Consider the following 12862-nt stretch of genomic DNA (forward strand, 5'->3'; position numbering starts at 1 on the left):
TTGGTGTCGCCTTTTCACAAACCATCATGGGTCCGCTCTCGACCGGATGGGGCGAAAACGTCTGCTGATTGCTGGTCTCGTGGTTTCCATTGCAGGTGCGGCGGGATGCATCTTCGCAACCAGTTACGAAGGCTTCATGGCCTTTCGTTTACTACAGGCGGTGGGCTGCGGGTGCTTCGTGCTTAGCCAAGGCGCTAGTGCAGGGGGCGCCAGCATGCTGGTGGCATCCATAAGGAACAGCTTGCCAATGAGCCTGGCGCTGGGCTTTATCGCCTGCAGCCTCGCGGGCTGGTATTTGCTTATCTATCTGAAAGGTTTGGAGCGGTGCCAGCGGGTTTGTGACTCAGGCCCAATACCCAAATAGCAGTAGCGCAGCCAGGCCCAAACCAACCGCCACCGAACACCCACCTACCGAAATCGCTGCACGCCCCTGCTGGTACCAGCCATCCTGCCCCAGTTCCCGCGCAGGGGCGAGCAAGCTGCGCCAGCGCAGCTCGGTTTCGTGAAACGCCTGCAGGTGCGCAGGTGATGCATCCAGCCAGCGGCGAAAATCGATGCGCTCGCACGAGGTCACCTCAGGATTCTGCAGCCGCACATACCATTGCACGGCCATACCGGCCAAAGCATCCCCGCGCGGTTGCGTCACTTGCAGGGCCTGGTTCATGTTGCGTTCGATACTGAGCAGGGGGAGGTCAAGGCGCTTGGCGATACTGGCAAAGTCCAGTTGGTCCAGGCGGTTGAGCAGGAACACCTGCTGCACGCGCCGAGGCAGGCGCTTGAGCGCATGAAGCAGCTCATTCTCGGCAGCATGCTCGCTGGCAGGCGTTGGGTGTTCAAGGGGCAGCAGCAGACGGCTCATGAACAGCTCCTTGCTCGGGGGTAGGGATGGGGGCATCGTCCTTGACGCAGAAACAGCGTAGGCGAAACGAGATTGATTCTCAAGTGCTGATTCCGCAAAGATTTGTAATGAGCGTTCACGCTCTGAAACACTTTTGCTATCATGCGCGCCATCAACGATCTTCATTAGCCTGAAGAGCCAAAAAAAAGACCCGGCAAAAAGCCGGGTCAAAAACCGTGATTAGCCTGATGAGGAGATAATCTGAGAGCGACCTAAGCTCCAGGTTATCCAGCGGATCTCGCGATCAGCTGAGTGCAATAATAATCGTTATCATTTGCCAGTCAAATGAATTTTCATTTATTCGGTAAAAAATTTTACCGATGCGCTTCCTTGTCCCCGTAGCGGGGCCTTTCGCCGGTGCTTTTCATGGCTGGCGGGCCATCACGCTTCTCCCTTCTTCCAGTGCCTACAACCCGTTCTGCAGCGCGCGCCTGTGCTCCAGCAGGGCCCTGGCCATATCGATCATGTGCATCAGCGCGAACGTCAGCTCGCGGGTGCTGCCTTCCTGGTGGCTGGCGGTTTCCTGGGCGGTTGCGGCGGCGCAGCGGAGCAACTCGATGGCGTGGTCCTGAGCCTGCTCGGCAGTCACGTTTGGGTGCAACGTCCAGATCTGATTGTGCAAACTGGGGCGCGTGGGGTTGGGGTTCAGGTAGTAGTCGAGGGCGCGACGGGCTGCTTCGCTGTCCAGATCTGTTACGTCGTCTTTCGGTGGTTTCATCCTGATACCTGCTAGAGCCAATAGGGAAAGGGTTCAGGCTCATAGTAATACCGTGAGTATTTTTGTGAGCGATAATAAATAATACCGAATGTTTATTGAGCGTCAGAAGGCAGTCCGTATCGTGCCAGCGATGAATATGGATAAATGGATTGCCCTCGTCCGTGACCGGATGGAGGAGCTCAAGCTCACTCAAGAGCAGCTTGCCGAGCGCGTTGGCGTGTCTCAAGGCAGCGTCGGGCATTGGGTGAACAAGCGGCGCCAGCCGAAGATCGAGTCGATGAACCGCACGTTCGTCGAGATCGGCATGCCTCACTACAGTGTCAGCCTGCAGCTGCGCATCCAGGGGCAGGTGGGCGAAGAGCGTGGCAACTACGATATGGATGAGGCTGAAGGCGAACTCGACCTCATGCAATACATCGTGTGCTTCCGTTACCCGCTGCTGGCGTGGGATGAGCTGGGCACTGCAGCGCTGACCGAGCCTGGTGTGTTCGAACAGACCGATTACCTGGCTCAGGGCAAGGCGTTCTGGCTGACCGTGGAAAATGATGCCATGAGCACGTCCAGCGGCCGCAGCGTGCCGCAAGGCATGCGGATACTGGTGGACCCTGGGCTGGAGGCGGAGCCGGGGCGACTGGTGATTGCCCGGCAGCCAGGGAAAACGGCAATCCTGCGTGAGCTGGCCGAGGAGGGTGGGCAGCAGTACCTGAAGGCGCTGAACGGCAGCTATCCGGCGTTGGTGTGCGAAGCGGGCTGCGAATTTCTTGGCGTGGTCGTGAGAGTACACGGTGTTTTCTAGTGTTTTTGGGCTGCGCTGCAGCCATTCGCGGGCACGCCCGCTCCCACAGAAGTCTCGCAAGGCCCGAGCACAGCGGTGAACCTGTGGGAGCGGGCGTGCCCGCGAAGGGCCGCAAAGCGGCCCCCCGGTTGCTTTACTCGGTCAGCTCGACCAGCACCGTCCCTTCGCTGACCATATCCCCTTCCTGACAGAACAGTGCCTTCACCGTCCCGGCATGGGGCGCACGAATGCTGTGCTCCATTTTCATCGCCTCGAGCACCACCAGCGCCGTACCGGCTTCCACCACCTGCCCAGTCTCCACCAGCACCCGCACGATGCTGCCGTTCATCGGCGCACCCAGCCCGCCCTGGTGGCTGTGGCTGGCTTCGGCCTGGGCGATCGGGTCGAACGCCTGCACCGCATGCATCTCGCCCTCCCAGCTCAAGAACAGCGTGTCGCCACGGCGCACTGCCAGGTGCCGTCGGCGGATACCGCTCTGATCATGGCCAAGCTGTTCACCCTCGAGCTGCCAGGTCGAGGCGGCATTGCGTTCCAGGGCCACCGCCTGGCTTGCGCCGCCACTCACCAGGTGCAGGCTGCTGCGCGCCGGCAATCCCAGGCGCAGGCCATTGCGTTCGGCCCACGGCGAGCGGGCATCGTCGGCACGCTGGTGAGGTGCCTGGCCCTGCAGCCAGGCTTCGGCTGCAGCCTCCCAGAACCCCACAGGCAGTGCTTGAGGTGCGGGAAGCAGCACGTCCTGATGTCGGGGAATGAAACCGGTATCCAGCTCGGCCGCGGCAAAGGATGGGTGAGCGAGAATGCGGCGCAGGAAGGCGATGTTGGTCTTCAGCCCGCCAATGGCGAATTCGTCGAGCATCGCCAGCAGGCGCAGACGTGCCTGCTCACGGTCCTGACCCCAGGCTATCAACTTGCCCAGCATCGGGTCGTAGAACGGCGACACCACGTCGCCCTCGCTAACCCCGCTGTCCACCCGGCGGCCTTCGCCTGGTGCCGATTCGCGGTACAGCGTAAGCGTACCGGTGGCCGGGAGAAATTCATTGGCCGGGTCCTCGGCATACAGCCGCACCTCGATGGCATGGCCGATCAGCGGCACCTGCGCCTGGGTGATCGGCAACGGCTCGCCACAGGCCACGCGAATCTGCCAGGCCACCAGGTCGAGGCCGGTGATGGCTTCGGTGACTGGGTGTTCGACCTGCAGGCGGGTGTTCATCTCCATGAAGAAGAACTCGCCACGGGCGTCGAGCAAAAACTCGACGGTGCCGGCACCGACATAGCCGATGGCCTGGGCTGCACGCACCGCGGCCTCACCCATGGCCCGGCGCAATTCGGCGGACAGGCCCGGCGCCGGTGCTTCTTCGACCACCTTCTGGTGGCGACGCTGGATCGAGCAATCGCGTTCGTTGAGGTACAGGCAGTTGCCGTGCTGGTCGGCGAATACCTGGATCTCCACATGGCGCGGTTTGAGTACGTACTTTTCCACCAGCATGCGCGCATCGCCGAACGACGACTGCGCTTCGCGCTGGGCGGAGGCCAGGGCGTCGGCCAGCTGGCTTTCTTCCTCGACCACTTTCATGCCCTTGCCACCACCACCGGCGCTGGCCTTGAGCAGCACGGGGTAGCCAATGCGTTCGGCGGCGGCGCGGAAGGTGTCCAGGTCTTGAGCTTCACCGTGGTAGCCGGGCACCAGCGGCACGCCGGCGTCTTCCATCAATGCCTTGGCCGCCGACTTGCTACCCATGGCATCAATGGCACTGGCCGGTGGGCCGAGGAAGATCAGCCCGGCCGCTTCGATGGCGCGGGCGAAGCCTGCATTCTCGGACAGGAACCCATAGCCCGGGTGGATGGCCTGGGCGCCGCTGGCCTTGGCCGCAGCGAGGATCTTGTCGATCACCAGATAGCTGTCAGCGGCCTTGCTGCCGCCCAGGTCCACACGGATGTCGGCTTCGCGGCTGTGCCGCGCGTCGCGGTCGGTGGCGCTGTGCACGGCGACGGTGGTCAGGCCCATGGCCTTGGCAGTGCGCATCACCCGGCAGGCGATTTCGCCACGGTTGGCAACCAGCAGGGTGGTCAAAGCGGGGCGGCTCATGGGCGCGGCTCCTTCTTGTCGTCGGTTTGCCAGGCGGGGCGGCGCTTTTCCAGGAAGGCGCGCAGGCCCTCCTGGCCTTCGGCGCTGACGCGGATGCGGGCAATGGTGTTTTCGCAGTAGCGGCGCAGGGCCGGGCTGAGTTCGCCGTCGTCCACTTCGCGCAGCAGGTCCTTGGTGGCGCGCAGCGCCTGGGGGCTGTTCTGCAGCAGGTTGCTCACCCAGGCTTCGACCTGTGCATCCAGCTCGCCGGCCGGGTACACCTCGGCCAGCAGGCCCAGTTCGCGGGCACGCACGCCGCTGAAGCGCTCGGCGGTCAGGGCGTAGCGGCGTGCGGCGCGTTCGCCGATGGCCTTGACCACGAACGGGCTGATCACCGCCGGGGCCAGACCGATGCGTACTTCCGACAGGCACAGCTGGGCGTCTTCGGCGCCGATGGCCATGTCGCAGCAGCTGATCAGGCCCAGCGCGCCGCCGAAGGCCGCGCCTTGCACCACGGCCAGGGTCGGCGCTTTGAGGCGGTGCAGGGCATACATCAGCTCGCCGAGTTCGCGGGCGTCATCGAGGTTGGTGTTGAAGTCCAGCTGCGCCGATTGCTGCATCCAGGCCAGGTCGGCGCCGGCGCTGAAGTGCCGGCCACGGCCGCGCAGCAGCAGAAAGCGCAGGCTGGCGTCCTCGGCCAGCTGATCCAGGGCGACGATCAGCTCACGGATCATCAGCGCGTTGAAAGCGTTGTTCTTGTCCTCGCGGCTCAGCCACAGGGTGGCGAAGCCGCGTGGGTCGCGGGTCAGTTCGAGGGTGCTGAAATCGCTCATGGGTCACATCCGGAAAATGCCGAAGCGGCTCTGTTCGATCGGCGCGTTCAGCGCGGCAGACAATGCCAGGCCGAGCACGTCGCGGGTCTGCGCCGGGTCGATGACGCCGTCGTCCCACAGGCGGGCGCTGGAGTAGTAGGGATGGCCCTGGTGCTCGTACTGGTCGAGGATCGGCTGCTTGAGCCTGGCCTCGTCTTCGGCACTGAACAACTGGCCACTGCGTTCGCTTTGCTCGCGCTTGACCTGGGCCAGCACCCCGGCGGCCTGCTCGGCGCCCATCACACCGATGCGGGCGTTGGGCCACATCCACAGGAAGCGCGGGTCGTAGGCACGGCCGCACATGCCGTAGTTGCCAGCGCCGAAGCTGCCACCAATGATCACCGTGAACTTCGGTACCTGGGCGCAGGCCACGGCAGTGACCAGCTTGGCACCGTGCTTGGCGATACCGCCTTCCTCGTACTTCTTGCCGACCATGAAGCCGGTGATGTTCTGCAGGAACAGCAGCGGGATGCCGCGCTGGCAGGCCAGTTCGATGAAGTGCGCGCCTTTCTGCGCGGCTTCGGCGAAGAGGATGCCGTTGTTGGCCAGGATCGCCACCGGGTAGCCGTGCAGGTGGGCGAAGCCGCACACCAGGGTGGTACCGAACAGTGCTTTGAATTCATCGAACGCCGAGCCGTCGACCAGCCGCGCGATCACTTCGCGCACGTCGAACGGTTGCTTGGCATCGGCGGGCACCACGCCATACAGCTCGTCGGCGTCGTAAAGCGGCGCAACCGGCGCCTGACGTTGCAGCTTGCCGAGCTTGTGCCAGTTGAGGTTGGCCACGCTGCGCCGGGCGATGGCCAGGGCGTGCTCGTCGTTGTCGGCGTAGTGGTCGGCGACGCCGCTGGTGCGGCAGTGCACGTCGGCGCCGCCGAGGTCTTCGGCGCTCACCACTTCACCGGTAGCGGCTTTCACCAAAGGCGGCCCGGCGAGGAAGATGGTCGCCTGCTGGCGCACCATGATCGCTTCGTCGGCCATGGCCGGCACATAGGCGCCGCCAGCGGTGCACGAACCCATCACCACGGCGATCTGCGGGATGCCCAGCGCGCTCATGTTGGCCTGGTTGAAGAAGATCCGCCCGAAGTGCTCGCGGTCGGGGAACACTTCGTCCTGGCGCGGCAGGTTGGCACCGCCGGAGTCCACCAGGTAGATGCACGGCAGCCGGTTCTGCAGGGCGATGGTCTGCGCGCGCAGGTGTTTCTTGACCGTGAGCGGGTAGTAGGAGCCGCCTTTGACCGTGGCGTCGTTGGCCACGATCATGCATTCCACGCCTTCGACGCGGCCGATGCCGGCGATCACGCCGGCGGCGGGCACGTCTTCGCCGTAGACTTCATGGGCGGCCAGCTGGCCGATCTCGAGGAACGGCGAGCCCGGGTCGAGCAGGCGGTCGATACGCTCGCGCGGCAGCAGCTTGCCCCGCGAGGTGTGCCGTTCCTGGGCCTTGGGCCCGCCGCCCTGGGCCACCTGGGCGAGCAGGCCGCGCAGGGCCTGGACCTGTTCGAGCATGGCCGCGCTGTTGCCGGCGAACTCCGCCGAACGCGGGTTGATCTGGGTGTGCAAGGTAGCCATGTGCGCCCGTCCCCTCTGCTCAGCGGGTTTCGTTGAACAGTTCGCGGCCGATCAGCATCCGGCGGATTTCGCTGGTGCCGGCACCGATCTCGTACAGCTTGGCATCGCGCAGCAGGCGGCCAGCCGGGAATTCGTTGATGTAGCCGTTGCCACCCAGGATCTGGATCGCTTCCAGGGCCATCTGCGTGGCGCGTTCGGCGGTGTAGAGGATCACCCCGGCGGCGTCCTTGCGGGTGGTCTCGCCGCGGTCGCAGGCCTGGGCCACGGCATACAGGTAGGCCCGGCTGGCGTTGAGCTGGGTGTACATGTCGGCGATCTTGCCCTGGATCAGCTGGAACTCGCCGATGCTCTGGCCGAACTGCTTGCGGTCGTGGATGTACGGCACCACCAGGTCCATGCAGCTCTGCATGATGCCGGTCGGGCCGCCGGAGAGCACCACCCGCTCGTAGTCCAGGCCGCTCATCAGCACGCGCACGCCGCCATTGAGCTGGCCGAGGATGTTCTCTTCAGGGACCTCGACGCCGTCGAAGAACAGTTCGCAGGTGTTGGAGCCGCGCATGCCCAGCTTGTCGAACTTGTTGCTGCGGCTGAAGCCTTTCCAGTCGCGTTCGACGATGAATGCGGTGATGCCGTGGGCGCCTTTCTCGAGGTCGGTCTTGGCGTAGATCACATAGGTGTTGGCGTCGGGGCCGTTGGTGATCCAGGTCTTGCTGCCGTTGAGCACGTAGTGATCGCCGCGCTTCTCGGCACGCAGCTTCATCGACACCACGTCGGAGCCGGCATTGGGCTCGCTCATGGCCAGGGCACCGATGTGCTCGCCGCTGATCAGCTTGGGCAGGTACTTGAGCTTCTGCTCGTGGGTACCGTTGCGGTTGATCTGGTTGACGCAGAGGTTGGAGTGGGCGCCGTAGGACAGTGCGACCGAGGCCGAACCACGGCTGATCTCTTCCATCGACACCACATGGGCGAGGTAGCCCAGGCCGGCGCCGCCGTACTCTTCAGAGACGGTGATGCCCAACAGGCCCATGTCGCCGAACTTGCGCCACATGTCGGCGGGGAACAGGTTGTCGTGGTCGATCTGCGCGGCGCGCGGGGCCAGTTCGGCGGCAACGAAGGTGCGCACCTGGTCGCGGAGCATGTCGATGGTTTCGCCCAAGGCGAAGTTCAGGGAGGGGTAATGCATGCTGGGCACCTTGTTGTTCTTGAAATATGGGTAACACCGTAGCTCGCGGATCTTGCGCCGGTGTCATCAATCACCTTTACGTTAACGTAAACCTGCCTTCATTCAGTGTCAATCGACTCATCACCTTTACGTAAACGTAAATCTACGCCAGAGTATTCCCAGCTCGCTTCAGCCGTGCCCAGAACAACCACAAGAAGGGACACCCATGAGTCAACCAAGCTACACCCGCGGCCGCCAGGACCAACCGCTGCTGACCCAGACCATCGGCCAGGCCTTCGATGCCACCGTGGCCCGCTGCGCCGACGGCGAAGCACTGGTGGTGCGCCACCAGGGCCTGCGCTACAGCTGGCGGCAGCTGGCCGAACAGGTCGACCTGCATGCCCGCGCCCTGATGGCCCTGGGCGTGAACACCGGCGACCGTGTCGGCATCTGGTCGCCCAACTGCGCCCAGTGGTGCATCCTGCAACTGGCCAGCGCCAAGGTCGGCGCGATCCTGGTCAACATCAACCCGGCCTATCGCGTGGGTGAACTGGAGTACGTACTACGCCAGTCCGGCTGCCGCTGGCTGGTGTGTGCCGATGCTTTCAAGACGTCCGATTACCATGCCATGGTTCAGGAACTGCTACCGGAGCTGGCGACTGCGGTCGTTGGCGAGCTGGCCAGTGAGGGCTTGCCCGAGTTGCGCGGGGTGGTCAGCTTGGCGGCCAACCCGCCCAGCGGCTTCCTGCCCTGGCAAGCACTGGCCGGGCAGGCAGGGCAGACCTCGACTGAAGCTTACACGGCCCGCCAGCAGAGCCTGCAGTTCGACCAGCCGGTGAACATCCAGTACACCTCCGGCACCACCGGTGCGCCCAAGGGCGCCACGCTCAGCCATTACAACATTCTCAACAATGGTTTCATGGTGGGCGAAAGCCTGGGCTTGACCGAACGCGACCGCATGGTGATCCCGGTGCCGCTGTACCACTGCTTCGGCATGGTCATGGCCAACCTCGGTTGCATCACCCACGGCAGCACCATGGTCTACCCCAACGATGCCTTCGACGCCGAGCTTACCCTGCGCGCAGTGGCCGAGGAGCGCGCCAGCATCCTTTATGGCGTGCCGACCATGTTCATCGCCATGCTCGATCACCCGTCGCGCATGCAGCTGGACCTGTCGACCCTGCGCAGCGGCATCATGGCCGGCGCCACATGCCCGATCGAGGTGATGCGCAGGGTGATCGACCAGATGCATATGGCCGAGGTACAGATTGCCTATGGCATGACCGAAACCAGCCCGGTATCGCTGCAGACCGGCCCGGACGATGAACTCGAATTGCGTGTGACCACGGTTGGCCGCACCCAGCCGCAGCTGGAGACCAAGCTGGTGGACGCCGATGGCTGCATCGTTGTCCGCGGCGAGATTGGCGAGCTGTGCACCCGTGGCTACAGCGTGATGCTCGGCTACTGGGACAACCCCCAAGCCACGGCAGACGCCATCGACCCGGCAGGGTGGATGCACTCCGGGGACCTGGCGGTGATGGACGAGCAGGGGCATGTGCGCATCGTCGGGCGCAACAAGGACATGATTATTCGTGGCGGCGAGAACATCTATCCGCGCGAACTGGAAGAGTTCTTCTACACCCATCCGGCGGTTGCCGATGCGCAGGTGGTCGGTATTCCGTGCAGCCGTTATGGCGAAGAGATCGTGGCCTGGATCAAGCTGCACCCGGGCCACAGTGCCACGGTTGAAGAACTTCAGGGCTGGTGCAAGGCGCGGATTGCGCACTTCAAGGTGCCGCGGCACTTCCGCTTTGTTGACGAATTCCCGATGACGGTGACGGGCAAAGTGCAGAAGTTCCGCATGCGCGAGATCAGTGTGGCGGAGATTTCGTCTGTCGTTGCAGGATAATGTGCCGGCTTGTCCGGCCTGTTCGCGTCAGTTCGAAGCCTCGAAAAACCACTCCCACAGGTACTGCGGTGCCCTTGAATGCTTTGCTGTGCCTGTGGGAGCGGGCGTGCCCGCGAAGAGGCGGGTCAGCTCATCTTGACTGAGTAGCTTTCCAGAATTCTCTGGCCAGACCACTGACTGACAGGTTCATGTCAAGCTTGAAGCTGACATCATTTTCCGACTTCAACCGACTTACTGCCTCGTCCAGTTTCTGTTTATCCAAATCGCGCAGATGCATACCGGGCGTTGGCTCGGCTACACCTGCATCCTCCAGAAGCTCCACAACGTACCCTTCGTACTGTTTCCGCTCAGCGGCGCTCATTTCGTCATTCATGGTGACACTCCTGCAATGATAGGGAGCCTCATCATCGAAGCAATGTATTGCCGCTGCCACTGGCAAAAATATCAGGTGCCGTGGTCTACCCTTAAGCCTTCACCGGTGGTTCATCACTCGGCGGATCCCCCACCGTCGGCGGCATGGTCGGCTTGATCGGCAGCTCGTCCGGGTCTTCCTCCGGCACAGGCGGCGGCAAGCTTGGGTCGTCGATGTTGGGATCGGGTGTTTCCGGTGGAATGGGAATGTTCATGGCCTGACCTCGCATGGGTGGTTTTGAAGAGGTGCTGCAGGCTCTGACTGCTGACAGCTGCCGTTCGCTCAATTTTTTTGAACCCCCTGCCTGTGCCCGGCTCTGAACCCTTACCGCCACCAGCCTGAGGGAGCAAGGTCGATGTCACGTAACGAGCCCTTTGAAAGCGTGCCCATGGCGAACGATCACCCAGACCAGGCCATCAGCCTGTCCCAGGCGCTGCTGGCGCCGCGCATCGTGATCGAAGACACCCAGCCCTCGCTCGACGCCGGCAACTTCGCCGCCAAGGCCGTCAGCGGGCAACCGGTCGCCGTCAGCAGCAAGGTCTACAGCGACGGCCACGACCGCCTGGCGGTGATGCTCAACTGGCGCCAGGCGCAAAGCCGGCGCTGGCATTGCGTGCCGATGCAGTCGGCGGGCAATGACTTGTGGCTGGCCGAGTTCACCCCAACCGAACTGGGCCCGCACCTGTTCAGCATCGAGGCCTGGATCGACCCGTTCGCCACTTACTGCCATGACCTGGAGAAGAAGTACCACGCCGGGGTCGAAGTGAAGCTGGAGCTGGAAGAAGGCCGGCTGATGCTCGGCCAGGGCATCGACCTCAGCGAAGGCGCGCTGCGCGAGGAAATCAGCGCGTTGCAACAGCAGTTGGTTTCACTCAAGCCCGACGATCAGGTGGCGCTGCTGTTGCACCCTGATACTGCACGGCTGATGGCGGAAGCCGAGCACCGCAGTTACCTGACCCGCAGCCGCGAATTCCCCGTCGATGTCGACCGGCCGGCAGCGCTGTTTGCCAGCTGGTACGAACTGTTCCCGCGCTCGATCACCGACAGCCCCGAGCGCCACGGCACCTTCAACGACGTGCACGAACGCCTGCCGATGATCCGCGACATGGGCTTCGATGTGCTGTATTTCCCGCCGATCCACCCGATCGGCACCCAGCATCGCAAGGGCCGCAACAATGCGCTGCGTGCCGAACCCGGTGACCCCGGCAGCCCCTATGCGATCGGTAGCCCGGAGGGTGGCCACGACGCTATCCACCCGCAGCTGGGCACCCGCGAGGACTTCCGTCGGCTGGTCGCCGCCGCTGCCGAGCACGGCCTGGAAATCGCCCTGGATTTCGCCATCCAGTGCTCCCAGGACCACCCTTGGCTCAAGGAGCACCCCGGCTGGTTCAGCTGGCGGCCTGACGGCACCATCCGCTATGCCGAGAACCCGCCGAAGAAGTACCAGGATATCGTCAACGTCGACTTCTATGCCGCCGACGCCGTGCCATCGCTGTGGCTGGCCCTGCGTGATGTGGTGGTCGGTTGGGTCGAGGAGGGTGTGAAGACCTTCCGCGTCGACAACCCGCACACCAAACCGCTGCCGTTCTGGCAATGGTTGATCGCCAATGTGCGCAGCGAGCACCCTGAGGTGATCTTCCTCGCCGAGGCCTTCACCAAGCCTGCAATGATGGCGCGCCTGGGCAAGGTTGGGTATGCGCAGAGCTACACCTACTTCACTTGGCGCAATAGCAAAAAGGAACTGCGCGAATACTTCGAAGAACTCAATCAGCCGCCATGGAGCCAGTGCTACCGGCCGAACTTCTTCGTCAACACGCCGGACATCAACCCCTTTTTCCTGCACACCTCGGGCCGCGCCGGGTTCCTCATCCGCGCCGCACTGGCGACCATGGGCTCAGGGCTATGGGGCATGTATTCAGGCTTCGAGCTGTGCGAAGGCACGCCGCTGCCGGGCAAGGAAGAGTACCTGGATTCGGAGAAATACGAGATCCGCCCGCGCGATTTCACCCAGCCCGGCAATATCATTGCCGAGATCGCCCAGCTCAACCGCATTCGCCGGCAGAACCGGGCGTTGCAGACGCACCTGGGCGTGGCGTTCTTCAACTGCTGGAACGACAACATTCTGTACTTCGCCAAGCGCACGCCCGAGCGCGACAACTACATCCTGGTAGCGATCAGCCTCGACCCGCACAACGCTCAGGAGGCCAGTTTCGAGCTGCCGTTGTGGGAGCTGGGGCTCGATGACGATGCCGACACCCTTGGCGAAGACCTGATGAACGGCCACCGCTGGACCTGGCATGGCAAGACCCAGTGGATGCGCATCGAACCTTGGCACCAGCCGTTCGGGATCTGGCGCATCGAAAAGGCCCGCTAACGCGGCGCGGTCCCTTGTAGGAGCGGCCTTGTGTCGCGAAAGGGCTGCGAAGCAGCCCCGGCAATTTCTGCTGCGAAGCTGAAA

At 63.5% G+C, this 12862-nt stretch carries 12 protein-coding genes; 4 read left to right on the forward strand and 8 right to left on the reverse strand.

Features of this window, described 5'->3' with window-relative positions; translation table 11 throughout:
• Nucleotides 1-46: 46 nt before the first annotated feature.
• Nucleotides 47-364 (forward strand): hypothetical protein, encoded by a 318-nt coding sequence (locus tag ACIPW4_RS12400; RefSeq protein WP_400658179.1) that lies wholly within the window; start codon nucleotides 47-49, stop codon nucleotides 362-364.
• Here the strand turns inward: ACIPW4_RS12400 and ACIPW4_RS12405 are convergent.
• Together ACIPW4_RS12405 and ACIPW4_RS12410 are read right to left on the reverse strand one after the other, a co-directional pair.
• Nucleotides 344-859: a DUF4880 domain-containing protein gene (locus ACIPW4_RS12405; RefSeq protein WP_400658181.1), complete on the reverse strand. Its 516-nt coding sequence runs from the start codon at nucleotides 857-859 to the stop codon at nucleotides 344-346. The genes ACIPW4_RS12400 and ACIPW4_RS12405 overlap by 21 nt on opposite strands.
• Before the next feature lie 445 nt (nucleotides 860-1304).
• Nucleotides 1305-1616 (reverse strand): DUF6124 family protein, encoded by a 312-nt coding sequence (locus tag ACIPW4_RS12410; protein WP_400658182.1) that lies wholly within the window; start codon nucleotides 1614-1616, stop codon nucleotides 1305-1307.
• An 88-nt stretch (nucleotides 1617-1704) separates the two neighbouring features.
• On the opposite strand from ACIPW4_RS12410, the gene ACIPW4_RS12415 reads away from it, so the two are divergent.
• Nucleotides 1705-2412 (forward strand): LexA family transcriptional regulator, encoded by a 708-nt coding sequence (locus ACIPW4_RS12415; protein ID WP_400658184.1) that lies wholly within the window; start codon nucleotides 1705-1707, stop codon nucleotides 2410-2412.
• Nucleotides 2413-2545: 133 nt separating this feature from the next.
• Here the strand turns inward: ACIPW4_RS12415 and ACIPW4_RS12420 are convergent, their stop codons facing one another.
• From ACIPW4_RS12420 to ACIPW4_RS12435, 4 genes are read right to left on the reverse strand one after another with little or no spacing between them, the layout of a single operon-like run.
• Complete coding sequence (locus ACIPW4_RS12420) at nucleotides 2546-4498, reverse strand: acetyl/propionyl/methylcrotonyl-CoA carboxylase subunit alpha (protein WP_400658186.1); 1953 nt, start codon at nucleotides 4496-4498, stop codon at nucleotides 2546-2548.
• On the reverse strand, nucleotides 4495-5310 hold the full coding sequence (locus tag ACIPW4_RS12425; protein ID WP_400658188.1) for a gamma-carboxygeranoyl-CoA hydratase: 816 nt from the start codon (nucleotides 5308-5310) through the stop codon (nucleotides 4495-4497). Before ACIPW4_RS12425 ends, ACIPW4_RS12420 begins: the two co-directional genes overlap by 4 nt.
• A 3-nt stretch (nucleotides 5311-5313) precedes the next feature.
• Entirely contained in the window at nucleotides 5314-6921 is a 1608-nt protein-coding gene (locus ACIPW4_RS12430; RefSeq protein ID WP_400658190.1) for a carboxyl transferase domain-containing protein, read from the reverse strand.
• 19 nt (nucleotides 6922-6940) lie between these two features.
• A complete protein-coding gene (locus ACIPW4_RS12435; RefSeq protein WP_400658192.1) occupies nucleotides 6941-8104 on the reverse strand; it encodes an isovaleryl-CoA dehydrogenase in 1164 nt (387 codons plus the stop codon).
• Nucleotides 8105-8309: 205 nt separating this feature from the next.
• On the opposite strand from ACIPW4_RS12435, the gene ACIPW4_RS12440 reads away from it, so the two are divergent.
• Entirely contained in the window at nucleotides 8310-9992 is a 1683-nt protein-coding gene (locus tag ACIPW4_RS12440; RefSeq protein ID WP_400658194.1) for an AMP-binding protein, read from the forward strand.
• Between the two features lie 130 nt (nucleotides 9993-10122).
• On the opposite strand, the gene ACIPW4_RS12445 is transcribed toward ACIPW4_RS12440, so the two are convergent.
• Together ACIPW4_RS12445 and ACIPW4_RS12450 are read right to left on the reverse strand one after the other, a co-directional pair.
• Nucleotides 10123-10365, reverse strand: a complete 243-nt coding sequence (locus ACIPW4_RS12445; protein ID WP_400658195.1) for a hypothetical protein — start codon at nucleotides 10363-10365, stop codon at nucleotides 10123-10125.
• Nucleotides 10366-10456: 91 nt separating this feature from the next.
• Nucleotides 10457-10618 (reverse strand): hypothetical protein, encoded by a 162-nt coding sequence (locus tag ACIPW4_RS12450; RefSeq protein ID WP_181004509.1) that lies wholly within the window; start codon nucleotides 10616-10618, stop codon nucleotides 10457-10459.
• A gap of 141 nt (nucleotides 10619-10759) precedes the next feature.
• Here ACIPW4_RS12450 and ACIPW4_RS12455 point away from each other — a divergent pair, with 141 nt between their 5' ends.
• The gene (locus ACIPW4_RS12455) at nucleotides 10760-12778 is read left to right on the forward strand and encodes an alpha-1,4-glucan--maltose-1-phosphate maltosyltransferase (protein WP_400658197.1); all 2019 of its coding nucleotides are present in this window, start codon (nucleotides 10760-10762) and stop codon (nucleotides 12776-12778) included.
• Nucleotides 12779-12862: the final 84 nt, after the last annotated feature.

This window comes from Pseudomonas sp. NPDC089996 (genome assembly GCF_044748405.1).
Lineage (GTDB): Bacteria > Pseudomonadota > Gammaproteobacteria > Pseudomonadales > Pseudomonadaceae > Aquipseudomonas.